This is a genomic window from Pseudomonas anatoliensis, from assembly GCF_017976235.1.
Taxonomy (GTDB): domain Bacteria; phylum Pseudomonadota; class Gammaproteobacteria; order Pseudomonadales; family Pseudomonadaceae; genus Aquipseudomonas; species Aquipseudomonas anatoliensis.
This window is the reverse complement of sequence record NZ_JACVHC010000004.1, coordinates 183,599-200,144: the sequence shown is the minus strand read 5'-3', so window position 1 is coordinate 200,144 and position 16,546 is coordinate 183,599. Positions and strand designations below refer to the sequence as shown.

The following is a 16,546-nucleotide window of genomic DNA, read 5'->3' as shown; positions in this document are numbered from 1 at the left end:
TCAGTCCTCGGTTTTTGGTGTTGTGGTATCGGCGTCATGCAGGTGACGGGACAGGTAAATGCCCTGTGCGACCAGGAACAGCACGGTCATGCCCAGGCTGCCGAACACCTTGAAGTCCACCCAGATGCTCTGGAAGGTAAAGGCGACGAACAGGTTGGCGGCCCCGCAGAACAGGAAAAAGGCGATCCAGGCGATGTTCAGACGGGTCCAGACCGGATCCGGCAGGGTCAGCGCGTGGCCCATGATGCGTTTGATCAGCAGGCGGTCACCGATGAAGTGGCTGCCGATGAAGGCGACGGCGAACAGCCAGTTGACCACCGGGGCTTTCCATTTCAGGAAGGTCTCGCTGTGGAAGGCCAGCGTCAGGCTGCCGAACACGAGGCAGGCGATCAGGGTCAGCCATTGGCTCTTTTCCAGCTTGCGCTGTTGGATGAAAAGCGCGCCGTAGACCACCAGGGAGCTGATGATCAGCATCGCGGTGGCGCTGTAAATACCGCCTACAGTCACCTCATGGCCAGCGATGTCGACGACCCGTGGATCAAGTTTGTAAACGATGAAGAACAGCAAAAGCGGGATGAAATCGATGAATTGTTTCACAGTGAGAGCCAGAAGCTGGATGTGGCGGCATAATAACAAACATATGGGCGCGCGATAGCGCCCGCTGATTTGAGGTTACAACTCCCCGTGAATGTTGATTTGCACTGCCATAGCACGGCCTCCGATGGCGCCCTGGCGCCTGCGGTTCTGGTTGCGCGTGCGTTCGAGAACGGCGTGCGAGTCCTGGCCCTGACCGACCACGACACCCTCGAAGGCCTCGCCGAAGCGCGCACGGCCGCTACCGAACTGGGGATGCAACTGGTCAACGGCGTCGAGTTGTCCTGCACATGGGGCGGGGCGACCATTCATGTGTTGGGTTACGGTTTCGACGTCAATGCTGCACCGTTGGTCGAGGCGATCGCCAAATTGCACGATGGCCGCTGGCTGCGGTCGGAAGAAATAAGCCGCAAGCTCGCCCTAAAGGGCATGCCCGGTGCCCTTGATGGCGCCCGGCAGATCCAGCAGGAACTGGGCGACAGCGGCAACGCCCCGGCCCGTCCGCATTTCGCCGACTGGATGGTGCGTGAAGGTTTTGTAAAGGATCGCGCCGAAGCCTTCCGCAAGTGGCTCGGCGCCGGCAAGCTGGGCGACGTCAAGCAGCACTGGCCAACGCTTGAAGACACCGTTGGCACACTGCGCGCTGCTGGTGCCTGGGTCAGCCTGGCGCATCCGTGGCACTACGATTTCACCCGCAGCAAACGCCGAAAGCTGATTGCCGACTATATTCAAGCAGGCGGGCATGCAATCGAGGTGGTCAATGGCCATCAGCCCGCGGAACAGGTGGGCAGCCTGGCAATCCTTGCCCGTGAGTTCGGTCTGCTGGTCAGCGCCGGCAGTGATTTTCATGGCCCTGGAGGTTGGTCCGAGATCGGCCAGTACCGGCCGGTTCCGGAGGACCTTCCACCCCTGTGGTGTCGGTTCAAACATGACACAGTTATTGCCGCCGTCTGAACAGGTAGAGAACGTGAGTCAATTTTTCCAGATACATCCGGAAAACCCGCAAGCGCGCCTGATCAAACAGGCGGTCGAAATCATCCGCAAGGGCGGGGTAGTCATTTATCCAACGGACTCTTCCTACGCCATCGGTTGCCAAATCGGCGACAAGACGGCCATTGAGCGCGTTCGACGCCTGCGTCAGCTCGACGAAAAGCACAACTTCGCGCTGATCTGCAGCGACCTGTCGCAACTGGGCAACTACGCCAAGATCGACACCGGTACCTTCCGTATTCTCAAGGCGCATTTGCCGGGGCCGTACACCTTCATTCTCAACGCCACCCGCGAAGTGCCGCGCCTGTTACTGCACCCGAAGAAGCGCACCATTGGTCTGCGCGTTCCCAGCCATCCGATCGCGCTGGCGCTGCTGGCCGAGCTCGGCGAGCCGCTGATGAGCGTGACGCTGATCATGCCCGGTGATGAAGATCCACTGACCGATCCATACGAAATGCGTCAATTGCTTGAGCATCAAGTGGACCTGATCATCGACGGCGGTTTTGGCGGCATCAAGGCCTCCACCGTGATCGACCTGACCGGCGACGACCCTGAAGTGGTCCGCGTCGGTTGTGGCGATCCGACCCCGTTCATGGTCGAGGCCTGAATGTCCGCAGTGGAAACCGTTGCCGATCCCCAGGCCGGCGCGCAGCAGGAGCTGCCGTTCGCCATGGTCTATGGCCAGGCGGTCATGGAAATGCCGCTGGACCTGTACATTCCGCCGGATGCGCTGGAAGTCTTTCTTGAGGCCTTTGAAGGCCCGCTCGACCTGCTGCTGTACCTGATCCGCAAACAGAACATCAACATCCTCGACATCCCGGTGGCGGAAATCACTCGCCAGTACATGGGCTACGTCGAGTTGATGCAGTCGGTGCGTCTGGAGCTGGCCGCCGAGTATCTGGTGATGGCCGCGATGCTCGCCGAGATCAAATCGCGCATGCTTCTGCCACGGGCCGAAACCGTCGAGGCGGAAGAGGACGACCCGCGCGCCGAACTGATCCGTCGCCTGCAGGAGTACGAGCGTTTCAAGGCTGCTGCTGAAGGCATCGACGGCTTGAGCCGGGTTGGCCGTGATGTGGTCGTGCCCAAGCTCGACGCCCCCGAAGCCCGGGCGCGCAAGCTGTTGCCCGACGTGGCGCTGGAAGAGATTTTGATGTGCATGGCCGAAGTGCTGCGCCGTGGCGACATGTTTGAAAGCCATCAGGTCAGCCGTGAAGCGCTGTCCACCCGCGAACGCATGAGCGATGTGCTGGAGCGGCTCAAGGGCGGCGGTTTTGTGCCGTTCGTCGAGCTGTTTACCGCCGAAGAAGGTCGCCTGGGTGTGGTGGTGACCTTTATGGCGATCCTTGAACTGGTCAAGGAATCCTTGGTCGAGCTGGTGCAGAATGAGCCGTTCGCCGCGATCCACGTGCGAGCCCGAGCCGAATAACGAGTCGAAACATGAACCTGACTGAACCCCGCGAGCTGGCGCCCCTGCTTGAAGCCTTTCTGTTGGCCTCGGGAAAGCCGCAATCCCTTGAGCGCCTTTTTGAACTGTTCGAAGAAGGCGAACGACCTGAACCGGCAGTCTTCAAGAAAGCCCTGACCTTGCTGGGCAAGTCCTGCGAGGGCCGGGCGTTCGAACTCAAAGAGGTCTCGTCCGGCTATCGTTTGCAGATTCGCGAGAAGTTTTCGCCGTGGGTAGGGCGCCTGTGGGAAGAGCGGCCGCAGCGTTATTCCCGGGCCTTGCTGGAAACCATCGCGTTGATTGCCTATCGCCAGCCGATCACCCGTGGCGAGATCGAAGATGTACGGGGCGTGGCGGTCAACAGCAACATCGTCAAAACCCTGCTTGAACGCGAGTGGATCCGCGTCGTCGGCTACCGCGACGTGCCCGGCAAACCGGCGATGTTCGCCACCACCAAGGGTTTTCTCGATCACTTCAACCTGAAAAATCTGGAAGACCTGCCACCGCTGGCCGAATTGCGCGAGATGGAAGCCGACCCGATCCTCGATTTCGACGATGCCCCGGTGCCGCAAGGCTTGCAGGAACTGGCCGACGCCAGCGCCGAGCCGGAGGAAGAGAAAGAGGAGACCAGTTTCCATACGCTGTTGCTGGAGCTGGACAGCATGGAGGAGGGGATCAAGACCGACTTCGACGATTTGTTGCGCGATGGCGCCGATGTCGAAGCACCGTCAACCGATGCAGAAACCCAGATCGAGCCCGAGATCGCCGAGCCGACGATTGAAGTTGAACTCGAAGAAGAGCCGCAAGCCGAACCTGAAGAGGACATTCTGGGAGTAGCCGAAGCACGGGAAAAACTGCTCGCTGCCGTGGCGGCTCTGGAACAGTCCGCGCCAGAACCCGAACCGGAACTCAGCGAAGAAGAAGCCGAAGCCCGCGCCCTGGCCCAAGCCATCGAGGCCGAACGCCGCGAGTTCGAGGACTGAGGTGAATCTGAAAAGATCGCAGCCTGCGGCAGCTCCTACAGGGTTACGCATTCCAATGTAGGAGCTGCCGAAGGCTGCGATCTTTTGATCTTTCAACGGTGCCCTGATGAGCTCAACCAAAGACCCCTGCATCAGCCTCTGCAAATTCACCGACGACATCTGCCTCGGTTGTGGGCGCAGCAAGCGCGAAATCAAGGCCTGGAAGAAACTCGACAAGGACGACAAGCGCACCGTACTGGCCGAAGCCGCGTTGCGCCTGATCAAACTCGGTGGCGCCGGTCGGCGGAAAAAGAAATAACCTTGGTCTGATCGACTAGTCTCTGATGCGCGATGCCGCACATCCGCGTATGATTCGCGACCCTTCGCCGATCCCTTCGGTGGAGAACCCAGATTTTTATGCTTCAGACGCCCAGCTCAGGACGGCTGAACAGACCACACCGGGAGGTGCCCAGATGAGTGACATCAATCAGAAAGACGACCAGGAAATCGGCCCAGCAGGCGAAAAACTGCAGAAAGTCCTCGCCCGTATCGGCGTCGGCTCGCGCCGTGACGTGGAAGCCTGGATCACCCAGGGCCGGATCAAGGTCAATGGCAAAGACGCCACCCTCGGTCTGCGCGTCGACATTCTCGACGCCATCACCATTGATGGCAAAGTGATCAAGCGTGAAGAAGCTGCCGAATCGGTACGCCGCGTGATCATGTACAACAAACCCGATGGCGAGATCTGCACCCGTGACGACCCGGAAGGCCGTCCGACCGTGTTCGACAAGCTGCCGCGTCCGAAAGAAGGGCGCTGGATCAACATCGGTCGTCTCGACATCAACACCACCGGTTTGCTGATGTTCACCACTGATGGTGAGCTTGCCAACCGTCTGATGCACCCGTCCTACGAGATGGATCGCGAGTACGCCGTGCGTGTACGCGGTGAAGTCGATGACGAAATGATCGAACGTCTGAAGGCAGGCGTGGTGCTGGAAGACGGCCCGGCCAGGTTCACCGACATCAAGCAGGCGCCGGGTGGCGAAGGCTTCAACCACTGGTATCACTGCGTGGTGATGGAAGGTCGTAACCGTGAGGTTCGTCGTCTGTGGGAATCCCAGGGCCTGGTGGTCAGCCGTCTGAAGCGCGTGCGTTTCGGTCCGGTGTTCCTCAACTCCGATCTGCCGATGGGCCGCTGGCGCGAAATGAGCCAGTACGAAGTCGACATTCTGAGTGCTGAAGTGGGTCTGACACCGGTTGCGATGCCGCAACTGAACGCCAAGAGCAAAGACAAGCTTGAGCGTCTGCAGCGCAAATCGTCGCGCCCGATGGGCAAGACCGAGCGCGTGCGTACGCTGCGTCCAGCCGCTGGCGCTCCGACCGGCCCACGTCCATCGCGCGAGCCGCACATCGAAGGCGAGCGTCCGGCCCGCAAGCCGGTTGCCCGTGACGGCGAGCGCGCTCCGCGTCCGGCCAACGGTCGCACCGAGCGTGGCGAACGTGGTGCACCTGCCGGTCGTGGCACGCCAGTGGCGGATCGTCCAGCGGACACCACCAACAAGCGTCCGGCCAAGCCTGCACCGAAGCGTCCGGGGATCAAACTGGCCGACGACAAGCCATCGGGCAAGCGTCGCGGCGCACCGGCCGGTTCCGGCCAGCGTCCGGGTTTCGGTCGCAAGAAACCGGAATAAGGCAGCTGTGAGTTTCTAGCGACAAGCTTCAAGCTGAAGCAGAAACGCCAACCGCAGGGTTGGCGTTTTTTTTCGTCTGGCGAAAGGTATGTGGTGCTTTTGAGGGCCTCATCGCTGGCAAGCCAGCTCCCACAGGTTTTTGTTGCGTTGCATAAATCCTGTTAACACCGCAGATCCCTGTGGGAGCTGGCTTGCCAGCGATTAGGCCAATGCAGCCCGATGATTTCCAGGATCAGAACACAAACCGCCCATCAAACACCGGCTTGTCATCCAGCGCCAACACACCTCCGGAGAAGATCAGGTCCAGGTGATGGCTGCCCTTGGCCCCGCCACCGAGCCCCAGATGCAAGCCACAATGGCGTTCCTCGAACCCGGCGTTGCGCGCATACAGGTCTTTCACGCCTTCGTTGGTGCCAATCCCCAGTTCCTCGATGCGCCGGTTCGACGGATTCGCATCCAGGTATTTGTTGAAGTCATGCTCCAGGCCCGGCACATCCGTGGCGATGCGGCTGATGGTCGAGTTTTCGATCCACAGTTCCAGCGGCGACTCCAGCACGCCGTACTTGCGCGCAAACGGAATGGTGCTGAGGAAGGTGCCCTTGAATTTCACGTGGCCGTTGATTTCTTCGCTGTGGGTGGCGATTTCACCGGGGGCCAGGTCGAAGTTGCCGACGCCGTTGATGTCGGTCCACTTCTTGATGCTGCTCAGCGGCGCTTCAAACCGTGAGCCGTGGTCATCGGTAAAGCTCAGCGTGGTGGCATGCGACATGCGCTGGATCAAATGGCTGTTCAGGCCCGCGATGCGTTGCGGGGTAACGCTGAACGTATCGTAAAAATAATCGCCGTAATCCTTGAACAGCAGCGACTTCTTCCAGTTTTGCGCCATGACCGCTTGCAGCGCGCGGACAAACTCCGGGCCGTCGGGGCGCGGGTTGGGCAGGGTGGAAGAGTCGTAGAAGAAAATGTACAGATCGCTGTCGGTAATCGCCGAAGTCAGCGCTGCGGTGCTCTCCAGGTCCAGTCGCCGGGCGCTGAAGCTGAAACGCGGATGATCGCCGGCCTGTTCGGCGATCGCGCCGGTCAGGGCTTCGTAATCAGCGGTGTGGCCGAGCAATACCTTCGCCGAGTCGAGGCCGGCGAGGGCTGGATGATGTTCGAGGTAGTAAAGGAAATGCGAGATCGCGCGGGGCTTATCCATGAGTCCTCCCTGACTGACCGTGAAGAAAGTGGCAGGCACGACCGGCCGGATCGTGCCTGCCCGGTGATGTCTTTACAGAGGCCACATCGCCGTGCCGAACGGAACGACCGCGTCGGCTTGCATCATTTCTACGGCGGCCTCGTGGGTCGGTGCTTCAAACCATTCGTCCAGTTGCAGTTCGCTATCCAAGTCTTTTTCCAATGCTTGCATGGTCGATCTCCTAGATGACTTTCACGGTTGTGACTGGCCGGTCGAGTTGGCCGGCAAGACGTGAAGAACCTAGTTCAGGGATTTTTATAATGCAAAAAATCATTCATTTAATTTTTAAATAGACTTTTTATTCTGTTTTTTGACAGCGGTTTTCTTATTTAAAAACAAAAAACTAAGGCAACGGATTCGTTAGCAAGCTAGCGACCGTCAATTTGCAGACGTCTGACAGAAATTTCTGAAATGGAAACTCTTCGTTACGGACTGTAAATAAATGTTTACGAAAACAGCGATAAAGCCCAGTGAAAGGAGGCTGTTATCAAGGCTGTAAGGAAAACCTGCCGAAACCCCATCGGTCGCGGGCTGCGCAAGGCTCTGGCGCGCTTGTTTCAGAGGCGTTTGAAGGGTGAGATGCGCCTCATGCCTGCCGTGCAGGTGCATAACAAGAAGGAGGCGCAATGAACGCCGTGACTGATTTCCACTTCTCACCGTGGGACGATTTTTCCACCGTTCCCGTCGATGGCCCGCAAAGGCCTGACTCAATTTTTGCAGCCGCTCGAGCGTCTCGAGGCGGACACACGCAATCCCGGCAACCGACACGCTGATCCAGCGGGGTCTGGCGGCAGGGGGTTAGCGGTGTACAATGCGCCGCGTTTTAACTGTGACCCTCTGCGTAATCGCATGAATCTCAAGGCTATCCGCCTTGTTCACTCCGCCGCGCCACAAGCGTGTCGGGTTCGATTTCGTCACAGATAAAAACAAACAGGTGACGCATGACCGTTGTAAAAAAGCTGAACTCCTGGTGCCTGCGCTGGGGTTTGATCGGGGCTGCCTGAAATCGCAACCTTGCAGCAACGTCTACTGAACATCATCAAACCTTGCGTGAGACCTTTTTCATGAGTGGACAACCCTCGCAATCAGGCGAGCTGAAACGCGGCCTGAAAAATCGACATATTCAACTGATCGCCCTCGGTGGCGCGATCGGTACCGGATTGTTCCTCGGCTCGGCCGGGGTCCTGAAATCCGCCGGCCCGTCGATGATCCTCGGCTACGCCATCTGCGGCTTCATCGCCTTCATGATCATGCGCCAGTTGGGCGAGATGATCGTCGAAGAGCCGGTGGCCGGTTCCTTCAGCCATTTCGCACACAAGTACTGGGGCGGCTTCGCCGGTTTCCTGTCGGGTTGGAACTGCTGGATTCTGTACATTCTGGTGGGCATGTCGGAGCTGACCGCGGTCGGCAAGTACATCCACTACTGGGCGCCGGATATCCCGACCTGGGTGTCCGCTGCCGGTTTCTTCGTGCTGATCAACCTGATCAACCTGGCCAACGTCAAAGTCTTCGGTGAAGCCGAATTCTGGTTCGCGATCATCAAGGTCGTGGCGATTGTCGGCATGATAGCCCTCGGCAGTTACCTGCTGGTCAGCGGCAACGGTGGCCCGCAAGCCTCGGTCAGCAACCTGTGGTCGCACGGTGGTTTCTTCCCCAACGGCGTCAGCGGTCTGGTGATGGCCATGGCGATTATCATGTTCTCGTTCGGCGGCCTGGAAATGCTCGGTTTCACCGCGGCCGAGGCCGACAAGCCGAAAACCGTGATCCCGAAAGCGATCAATCAGGTGATCTACCGGATCCTGATTTTCTACATCGGCGCCCTGGTGATCCTACTGTCGCTGACCCCATGGGACAGTCTGCTGGCAACCCTCAACGCTTCCGGCGATTCCTACAGCGGCAGCCCGTTCGTGCAGGTGTTCTCGATGCTCGGCAGCAACACCGCCGCGCACATCCTCAACTTCGTGGTGCTGACCGCTGCGCTGTCGGTATACAACAGCGGCACCTACTGCAACAGCCGTATGCTCCTGGGCATGGCCGAGCAGGGTGATGCGCCGAAAGCACTGGCGAAAATCGACAAGCGCGGCGTGCCGGTGCGTTCGATTCTGGCCTCCGCGGCGGTAACGCTGGTGGCGGTGCTGCTCAACTACCTGATCCCGCAGCATGCGCTGGAACTGCTGATGTCGCTGGTTGTGGCGACCCTGGTGATCAACTGGGCAATGATCAGCTTCTCGCACTTCAAGTTCCGCCAGCACATGAACAAGACGAAGCAGACACCGTTGTTCAAGGCGCTGTGGTATCCGTACGGCAACTACGTTTGCCTGGCGTTCGTGGTGTTCATTCTCGGCGTGATGCTGTTGATCCCGGGCATTCAGATCTCGGTGTACGCGATTCCGGTGTGGGTCGTGTTCATGTGGGTCTGCTACGTGATCAAGAACAAGCGTGGCGCGCAGCAGGCGCTGCACGCGGCGGGTTCAGCTGCGAAGTAAGCAAGCGGCACAAACAACAAACCCGGCCAATGTGCCGGGTTTTTTGTTGCCTTTGTAGGAGCTGCCGCAGGCTGCGATCTTTTGGCTTTTAATCACCAAGATCAAAAGATCGCAGCCTTCGGCAGCTCCTACAGGGTTGATGGCGTATCCTGCACGCTCTGAATACGGACGCTTTTCCATGCTGGTGATTTCCAACAATGTGCATCTGCCGGATGCCGAGATCGAATTGACGGCCATTCGCGCCCAGGGTGCTGGTGGGCAGAACGTCAACAAGGTCTCCAGTGCCATGCACTTGCGCTTCGACATTACGGCCTCGTCCTTGCCCGAGTTCTACAAGGAACGGTTGCTGGCGCTGCGCGACAGTCGCATCACCAGCGACGGCGTGTTGATCATCAAGGCCCAGCAATACCGCACGCAGGAAGCCAACCGGGCCGATGCGCTGGAGCGTCTGGTGGAGTTGATCCTCAGCGCCACCAAAGTCGAGAAGAAGCGTCGCCCGACCAAGCCGACCCTCGGTTCAAAGAAGCGCCGGCTCGAATCGAAAACCAAGCGCGGCAGCATCAAGGCCGGGCGCGGCAAGGTGGATTTCTAGTCTTCGCGGTATTTCGCCGTGTGCTTGTACAGGTACACGCTCAGCGCCAGGCCACTCAGCGCGGCTAGGGCGGCGAACAGGAAGATCGAGGCGAAACCGAATCCGGCAGCAATGGCCCCGGCCAACGGCCCGGTGATCCCCAGCGACAAGTCGATGAACAGCGAGTAGGCGCCGACTGCCGCGCCACGGCTGGAGGCTGGTACCAGATTTACCGCTTCCACGCCCAGCGCCGGAAATACCAGCGAGAAACCGAAACCGCTCAATGCCGCGCCCGCCAATGCCCAATGCGCATCGGGCGCCATCCACAGCAGCAACAGTCCCAATGTTTCTACCGACAAACAGGCAATCGCCACGCGGAAGCCGCCGAGGCGGTTGATCAGGTTGCCGAACAATAGCCGCGCGCCGATGAAACTGGCGCCGAACAGGCTCAGGCACAACACCGCGTTGTCCCAATGCTGCGTGGCGTAATACAGGGTGATGAAGGTGGCGATGGTGCCAAAACCAATCGAGCCGAGTGCCAGTCCGCAGCCGTGCGGAAAAACCCGCCCAAGCACATGCATGAACGGCAAGCGCTCACCGGCCACCACCGGGGCGGCGGTTTTCGGCCACGCCAGCAGCAAGCCCAGCGCGGCCAGCAAGATGATGCTTACGCCCATGCTCCACAAGCCCAATCGACTGACCAGCCACACGCCTAACGGCGCACCGATGGCGATGGCACCGTAACTGGCGATGCCATTCCACGAGATGACTTTGGCGGTGTTCGCCGCGCCGACGCGGCCGATGCCCCAGCCAATCGAGCCGGAGCCAACCAGGCTTTCCGCGCTGCCCAACACCAGGCGTCCGATCAACAGGCTGATCAAGCTGAGCATCGGCAGGTTCGGCGTCCACGCGGAAATCAGCATGAACACGCCGCTAAGGCCACAACCGGCCAGGCCATACATGACGGCCAGTTTGCTGCCCTTGTTGTCGATGATCTTGCCGGCATACGGGCGGCTGAGCAGGGTAGCGAGGTATTGCACGCTGATCACCAGCCCGGCGACGACCGCGCCAAAACCCAGATCGCTGTGGACATAGCCCGGCAGCACTGCGAGCGGAATGCCAATGTTCAGATAACCGATAAAGGTGAAGAGGACGATGGAAACGACTTGCAGCGTGACCGCCAGGGGGCGCTGGGGCTCGGACATAGAGGACGACATGGGTAAAGATCCACGGGAGCAGCACAATAGATAGGCTGCTCATGATACCGGCGAGAAATAATCTGGGGCGGGAAAAGTAAAACTATTTGCCGGGCGGCGACTTCAGGGTTTGGCGGGAGCCACCAGTTGGGTGGTGACCAGTGCAGCGAGGGCATTTTCTTCGCTGCCGAAACGGGCGAGCAGGGCGGCTTGTTTCTCGGGGGAGAGGCGGCTCCAGATCTCGATCATTTTCTCGGTGGCGCCGATCAGGACAGCGGCTTGGCTTTCGGAGAATTCGTCGGTCATGGCGGGCTCGGTTCAGGCAGTGTGGAAAGCGCATATTAGCGCTTTCCACACGGTCTGTACGGCGGGTGTTGCTTACTCGTCGCTGTCGGCCGGACGGCTTTCAGCTGCTTCTTTGGGCTCGGCCTGTGCGGCGCCGGCTTGTTGCATGGTCGTCTGCTCAGGCTCGTGCAGGCTTGGGAAGGGGAGATTAGGAATCTCGTGCATGGTTGCGCTCCTCGCTAAGTCTGTTGATAGATCTGGTAGATCCGCGCTTTCAGAAAGCCTGCGCAGGATACAGCAGGAAAAATGACAATCAGACTTTTAATTCAATTTATTGCGACAAATGGCCGCAGGGGGGCGGCGGAAAGCAAAAGGCTGCTGCAAAAACACATGTAGGAGCTGCCGCAGGCTGCGATCTTTTGATCTTGTTTTAAAAGCAAGATCAAAAGATCGCAGCCTGCGGCAGCTCCTACATTGGATTGATCGTTCCCAGGCGGAGCGTGGGGACGGTCAGTACAGGGTGTTGCGGTGTCTCGCCTAGTTGCAGACTTCGGCGATGGCCTCGGCCAGCAGCGCCAGGCGTGTCGCATCGATGCCGGCAACGTTGGCCCGACCCGAACTCACCATGTACACACTGTGATGCTCGCGCAGTTGTTTCACCTGCTCCGGCGACAAACCGGTGTAGGAGAACATCCCGCGCTGCACGCCAATGTGTGCAAAACGCTCGCGCAACCCGTGCGGCTCCAGCGCTTCGACCAGGCCGCTGCGCAGCTGCGCAATACGCAAGCGCATGGCTTCCACTTCATCGGCCCAGCGGGCTTTCAGCTCTGGATCGGCGAGGATAGTCGCGACCACAGCTGCACCATGATCCGGCGGCGTCGACCACAGATTGCGGGCGATGTTGGCCAGTTGGCTGCGGATGTCGATGAGCTTGTCAGCGCTTTTCGCGCAGACGATCAGCGCACCGGTACGGTCGCGATACAGGCCGAAGTTTTTCGAGCAGGAACTGGTGATCAACAGCTCAGGCAGTTCAGCGGCGAATAACCGGGTTGACCACGCATCCTGCTCCAGACCATCGCCAAAGCCCTGATAGGCGAAGTCGATCAGCGGCAGCAAATCACGACTGCGCACCACGTCCAGCACACGCTGCCAGTCGTCGTGGCTCAGATCGAACCCGGTCGGGTTGTGGCAGCACGCATGCAGCAACACCACGTCGCCCTTGGGCACATCATTGAGCACCGCGAGCATCGCTTCGACGTCGAGACGGTTGTCGCTGCCCACATAAGGGTAGTGACTGACCTTGACCCCGGCCGCCGCGAAAATGGTTTCGTGGATCGGCCAGGTCGGATTGCTCAGCCATACGCCTTTGCCCGGCAGGCATTGGGCGATGAAGTCGGCAGCCAGACGCAGGGCACCAGTGCCGCCCGGCGTCTGAGTGGCGCCTGCACGCTGTTCGGCGAGCAGTTTCGAGTCGGCGCCAAGCACCAGCTCGTTGATGACCTTGCCGAACAACGGATTGCCGTGGCCACCGATGTAGGTCTTGGTGTCTTGGCTTTCGACCAGCCGCGCCTCGGCGATTTTCACCGCTTCCGGGATCGGCGTCAGGCCTTGGGCGTCCTTGTAGACGCCAACGCCCAGGTCGAATTTGCGCGGGTTAGGGTCCTGCGCATACGCCTCCATCAAACCGAGGATAGGGTCGCCGGGTACCCGGCCGATGGCGTCGAAGTGCATTACTTGCGCCCTTCAGCGGTCTTGGCCACTTCATCCGTGCGCGCAGCCATGATGAAGTCGTTGCGGTGCAGGCCTTTGATCGAGTGGCTCCACCAGGTCACGGTGACTTTGCCCCACTCGGTCAGCAGGCCCGGGTGGTGACCTTCGGCCTCGGAGATCTCGCCGACGGCGTTGGTGAAGGCCAGTGCGTGCTTGAAATTTTTGAACAGGAACAGTTTTTCCAGTTGCATCACGCCATCGCGAACTTCGATGTTCCAGTCAGGGATCTGCTTGATCAGGATCGGCAGTTCTTCGTCGCTGACTTGTGGCGCATCGGCGCGGCAGGCTTCGCAGTGGGCTTGGTTCAAAGTAGACATGGTGGGCTTCCTGAAATCTGGAGGTGTTTTTTTATATTGGCCGTCAATGCCGCCACGCTAAAGCAAAGTGGCGGCAACTGACAGACTCACTTGTCAGCAAAAGTGGCGGGTCACGCCGCTTTCGGTTTTGGCGGAAATTTCGGCGCATGCAGACCCAGCTGCATACCTTGTCTGACCATGGCCATGATGTCTTCATGGGCCACATCGAACAGGCGCTTGAGGTTCGGCAGGACAAAGTACAGCGGTTGCAGGATGTCGATGCGATACGGCGTGCGCATCGCTTCCAGCGGGTCGAATGCCTGATGTTCGGGCTCGTCCGACAGCGAATAAACAGTTTCTTTCGGCGAAGACAGGATGCCGCCGCCGTAGATGCGTTTGCCTTGCGGGGTGTCGACCAGGCCGAACTCGATAGTCATCCAGTACAGGCGCGCAAGATAGACGCGCTCTTCCTTGGTCGCTTGCAGGCCAAGTTTGCCGTAGGTGTGGGTGAACTCGGCGAAATACGGGTTGGTCAGCAGGGGGCAGTGACCAAAAATCTCGTGGAAAATATCCGGCTCTTGCAGGTAGTCCAGCTCTTCGCGGGTACGAATGAACGTGGCCACCGGAAATTGTTTGCTGGCGAGCAATTCGAAGAAGGTCTGGAAGGGGATCAGCGCCGGGACACGGGCAACCTGCCAACCGGTGGTCTCGCCGAGCACTTTGTTGATCTCGCCCAGTTGCGGGATGCGGTCGTGGGGCAGACCGAGTTTTTCGATACCGTCCAGGTACTCCTGGCACGCACGACCCTCGAGCACTTTCAGTTGGCGAGTGATCAGCGTGTTCCACACCGCGTGTTCTTCGGCGGGGTAGTCGATAAAACCTTGCGCATCGGGCTCGCGGGCCACGTATTGCGTCTGCTTCATACTGCTCTCCTGCTAGGGGAATTCGTTCTTGTTATGTCCAGCGATGGACTCAGAATTACCTGAGAGTGTGGCGGTGTGCAGTAGGTTGAATCGTACGGTCGTAGGAAATTTCTGTGGATTTCGTAAAGTATTCGTTACGGTTTTGCGGATATCTCGCAATTACGGCGATTCTCAGGTTTGAAAAGGTCAGCGGCTGTCACATAATCTTGACAACTATCTGCGCGCCTCGACAGAAAGTCTGGCGCCGTCCCCTGTAGGAGTGAGCCTGCTCGCGATAGAGGTGTGTCATTCAAAATCAATGCTGCCTGATGTATCGCCATCGCGAGCATGCTCACTCCTACAGGTTTCTCATCGTTAATCCGGGCCTTTTATATGCGTATCAAAGTCCACTGCCAGAACCGCATCGGCATCCTGCGCGACATCCTCAACCTGCTGGTGGCGTACGGGATCAACGTCGCGCGCGGCGAGGTCGGTGGTGAGCATGGCAACGCGATCTATCTGCATTGTCCGAACCTGATCAATATCCAGTTCCAGGCGCTGCGGCCGAAATTCGAAGCGATTGCCGGGGTGTTCGGCGTCAAGCGCGTAGGGCTGATGCCGAGCGAGCGCCGGCACATGGAATTGAACGCATTGCTCGGTGCGCTGGAGTTTCCGGTGCTGTCGATCGACATGGGCGGCTCGATCGTCGCCGCCAACCGCGCGGCGGCACAGTTGCTCGGCGTGCGGGTCGATGAAGTACCGGGGATTCCACTGTCGCGCTATGCCGAAGATTTCGATTTGCCGGAACTGGTGCGGGCGAATAAATCGCGAATCAACGGCATGCGGGTCAAGGTCAAAGGCGATGTGTTTCTGGCCGACATCGCTCCGCTGCAATCGGAACACGACGACAGCGAAGCCATGGCCGGTGCGGTATTGACCCTGCACCGCGCCGACCGCGTCGGCGAGCGCATCTATAACGTGCGCAAGCAGGAGTTGCGCGGGTTCGACAGCATTTTCCAGAGCTCCAAAGTCATGGCGGCAGTGGTGCGTGAAGCACGGCGGATGGCGCCGCTCGATGCACCTCTATTGATAGAAGGCGAAACCGGCACGGGCAAGGAGTTGCTGGCGCGCGCCTGTCACCTCGCCAGTCCGCGCGGGCAATCGCCGCTGATGGCGCTCAACTGCGCGGGGCTTCCGGAGTCGATGGCCGAGACCGAACTGTTCGGTTATGGCCCCGGTGCTTTTGAAGGTGCGCGCGCCGAAGGCAAGCTGGGTCTGCTGGAATTGACGGCGGGGGGGACGTTGTTTCTCGATGGCGTGGGTGAAATGAGTCCGCGCTTGCAGGTGAAACTGTTGCGCTTTCTGCAGGACGGCTGCTTCCGTCGCGTCGGCAGTGATGAAGAGGTTTATCTGGATGTACGGGTGATTTGCGCGACGCAGGTTGACCTGTCTGAATTGTGCGCGCGGGGCGAGTTTCGCCAGGATCTGTATCACCGCTTGAACGTGCTGTCGCTGCACATTCCACCGCTGCGCGAATGCCTCGACGGTTTGACGCCGCTGGTAGAACACTTCCTCGATCAGGCCAGCCGGCAGATCGGCTGTCCTCTGCCAAAACTGGCGCCGGCGGCGATGGATCGGCTCAGCCATTACCACTGGCCGGGCAACGTGCGGCAGTTGGAAAACGTGCTGTTCCAGGCCGTTTCGCTGTGTGACGGCGGCACGGTTAAAGCCGAACATATTCGTCTGCCGGATTACGGCGTGCGTCAGCCACTTGGCGATTTTTCGCTGGAGGGCGGGCTGGACGAGATCGTCGGGCGCTTCGAAAAAGCGGTGCTGGAGCGATTGTATTCGGAGCACCCGAGCAGTCGGCAATTGGGCAAGCGACTGGGCGTTTCGCACACGACCATTGCCAATAAATTGCGTGAGTATGAGGTGGGCAAGAACATCGAGTCCTAGGGACAAAAGATCGCAGCGTGCCGCAGCTCCTGCATTTGAAATGTAATCCCCCCCTGTAGGAGCTGCGGCACGCTGCGATCTTTTGATCTGTTGCCGCGAAGCGGCACAACACCGCCGGTTTTTCGACTTCGATACATTTCCCCTTTCCCCGCAATCCCCCTCA

Annotated in this window: 19 protein-coding genes; 9 read left to right on the top strand and 10 right to left on the bottom strand. The window is 59.3% G+C overall.

Annotation, left to right across the window (positions count from 1 at the left end; all coding sequences use genetic code 11):
* On the bottom strand, nt 1–597 hold the full coding sequence (locus ICA16_RS14485; protein WP_150594295.1) for a septation protein A: 597 nt from the start codon (nt 595–597) through the stop codon (nt 1–3).
* A gap of 87 nt (nt 598–684) precedes the next feature.
* On the opposite strand from ICA16_RS14485, the gene ICA16_RS14480 reads away from it, so the two are divergent.
* The 6 genes from ICA16_RS14480 to rluB all read left to right on the top strand — a co-directional run bounded on the left by ICA16_RS14480 (nt 685) and on the right by rluB (nt 5,684).
* Nucleotides 685–1,548, top strand: coding sequence for a PHP domain-containing protein (locus tag ICA16_RS14480; RefSeq protein WP_150602962.1), 864 nt, complete (start codon nt 685–687; stop codon nt 1,546–1,548).
* Nucleotides 1,549–1,561: 13 nt separating this feature from the next.
* Nucleotides 1,562–2,191: an L-threonylcarbamoyladenylate synthase gene (locus ICA16_RS14475; protein ID WP_041478985.1), complete on the top strand. Its 630-nt coding sequence runs from the start codon at nt 1,562–1,564 to the stop codon at nt 2,189–2,191.
* Between the two features lie 123 nt (nt 2,192–2,314).
* A complete protein-coding gene (locus tag ICA16_RS14470; protein ID WP_181818527.1) occupies nt 2,315–3,013 on the top strand; it encodes a segregation and condensation protein A in 699 nt (232 codons plus the stop codon).
* A gap of 11 nt (nt 3,014–3,024) precedes the next feature.
* Complete coding sequence (scpB, locus tag ICA16_RS14465) at nt 3,025–4,014, top strand: SMC-Scp complex subunit ScpB (RefSeq protein WP_210700865.1); 990 nt, start codon at nt 3,025–3,027, stop codon at nt 4,012–4,014.
* A gap of 106 nt (nt 4,015–4,120) precedes the next feature.
* On the top strand, nt 4,121–4,312 hold the full coding sequence (locus ICA16_RS14460; protein ID WP_007919669.1) for a DUF1289 domain-containing protein: 192 nt from the start codon (nt 4,121–4,123) through the stop codon (nt 4,310–4,312).
* A 154-nt stretch (nt 4,313–4,466) separates the two neighbouring features.
* Complete coding sequence (rluB, locus tag ICA16_RS14455; protein ID WP_150594291.1) at nt 4,467–5,684, top strand: 23S rRNA pseudouridine(2605) synthase RluB; 1,218 nt, start codon at nt 4,467–4,469, stop codon at nt 5,682–5,684.
* Between the two features lie 232 nt (nt 5,685–5,916).
* Here the strand turns inward: rluB and ICA16_RS14450 are convergent, their stop codons facing one another.
* Both ICA16_RS14450 and ICA16_RS14445 read right to left on the bottom strand, forming a co-directional pair.
* Nucleotides 5,917–6,882 (bottom strand): M29 family metallopeptidase, encoded by a 966-nt coding sequence (locus ICA16_RS14450; RefSeq protein ID WP_150602959.1) that lies wholly within the window; start codon nt 6,880–6,882, stop codon nt 5,917–5,919.
* Nucleotides 6,883–6,954: 72 nt separating this feature from the next.
* Nucleotides 6,955–7,092, bottom strand: coding sequence for a hypothetical protein (locus ICA16_RS14445; RefSeq protein ID WP_042558177.1), 138 nt, complete (start codon nt 7,090–7,092; stop codon nt 6,955–6,957).
* A gap of 893 nt (nt 7,093–7,985) precedes the next feature.
* Between ICA16_RS14445 and ICA16_RS14440 the strand changes: the two genes are divergently transcribed.
* Entirely contained in the window at nt 7,986–9,407 is a 1,422-nt protein-coding gene (locus ICA16_RS14440) for an amino acid permease (RefSeq protein WP_150602958.1), read from the top strand.
* On the opposite strand, the gene ICA16_RS14435 is transcribed toward ICA16_RS14440, so the two are convergent.
* On the bottom strand, nt 9,393–9,587 hold the full coding sequence (locus ICA16_RS14435; RefSeq protein ID WP_210700864.1) for a hypothetical protein: 195 nt from the start codon (nt 9,585–9,587) through the stop codon (nt 9,393–9,395). The two genes, ICA16_RS14440 and ICA16_RS14435, sit on opposite strands and share 15 nt — an antisense overlap.
* On the opposite strand from ICA16_RS14435, the gene arfB reads away from it, so the two are divergent.
* Entirely contained in the window at nt 9,586–9,999 is a 414-nt protein-coding gene (arfB, locus tag ICA16_RS14430; RefSeq protein ID WP_095122751.1) for an alternative ribosome rescue aminoacyl-tRNA hydrolase ArfB, read from the top strand. The two genes, ICA16_RS14435 and arfB, sit on opposite strands and share 2 nt — an antisense overlap.
* Here the strand turns inward: arfB and ICA16_RS14425 are convergent.
* The 6 genes from ICA16_RS14425 to phhA all read right to left on the bottom strand — a co-directional run bounded on the left by ICA16_RS14425 (nt 9,996) and on the right by phhA (nt 14,448).
* Entirely contained in the window at nt 9,996–11,195 is a 1,200-nt protein-coding gene (locus tag ICA16_RS14425) for an MFS transporter (RefSeq protein WP_210700863.1), read from the bottom strand. The genes arfB and ICA16_RS14425 overlap by 4 nt on opposite strands.
* 102 nt (nt 11,196–11,297) lie before the next feature.
* The gene (locus ICA16_RS14420) at nt 11,298–11,480 is read right to left on the bottom strand and encodes a hypothetical protein (RefSeq protein ID WP_042558181.1); all 183 of its coding nucleotides are present in this window, start codon (nt 11,478–11,480) and stop codon (nt 11,298–11,300) included.
* Between the two features lie 72 nt (nt 11,481–11,552).
* Entirely contained in the window at nt 11,553–11,684 is a 132-nt protein-coding gene (locus ICA16_RS28290; RefSeq protein WP_263480689.1) for a hypothetical protein, read from the bottom strand.
* 312 nt (nt 11,685–11,996) lie between these two features.
* The gene (locus ICA16_RS14415) at nt 11,997–13,190 is read right to left on the bottom strand and encodes an amino acid aminotransferase (RefSeq protein WP_210700862.1); all 1,194 of its coding nucleotides are present in this window, start codon (nt 13,188–13,190) and stop codon (nt 11,997–11,999) included.
* On the bottom strand, nt 13,190–13,546 hold the full coding sequence (locus tag ICA16_RS14410; RefSeq protein WP_042558183.1) for a 4a-hydroxytetrahydrobiopterin dehydratase: 357 nt from the start codon (nt 13,544–13,546) through the stop codon (nt 13,190–13,192). Before ICA16_RS14410 ends, ICA16_RS14415 begins: the two co-directional genes overlap by 1 nt.
* A gap of 110 nt (nt 13,547–13,656) precedes the next feature.
* Nucleotides 13,657–14,448, bottom strand: a complete 792-nt coding sequence (gene phhA, locus ICA16_RS14405; protein ID WP_150602955.1) for a phenylalanine 4-monooxygenase — start codon at nt 14,446–14,448, stop codon at nt 13,657–13,659.
* A gap of 372 nt (nt 14,449–14,820) precedes the next feature.
* Here phhA and ICA16_RS14400 point away from each other — a divergent pair, with 372 nt between their 5' ends.
* A complete protein-coding gene (locus tag ICA16_RS14400; RefSeq protein ID WP_210553713.1) occupies nt 14,821–16,383 on the top strand; it encodes a sigma-54-dependent transcriptional regulator in 1,563 nt (520 codons plus the stop codon).
* The last annotated feature ends 163 nt before the right edge of the window (nt 16,384–16,546 follow it).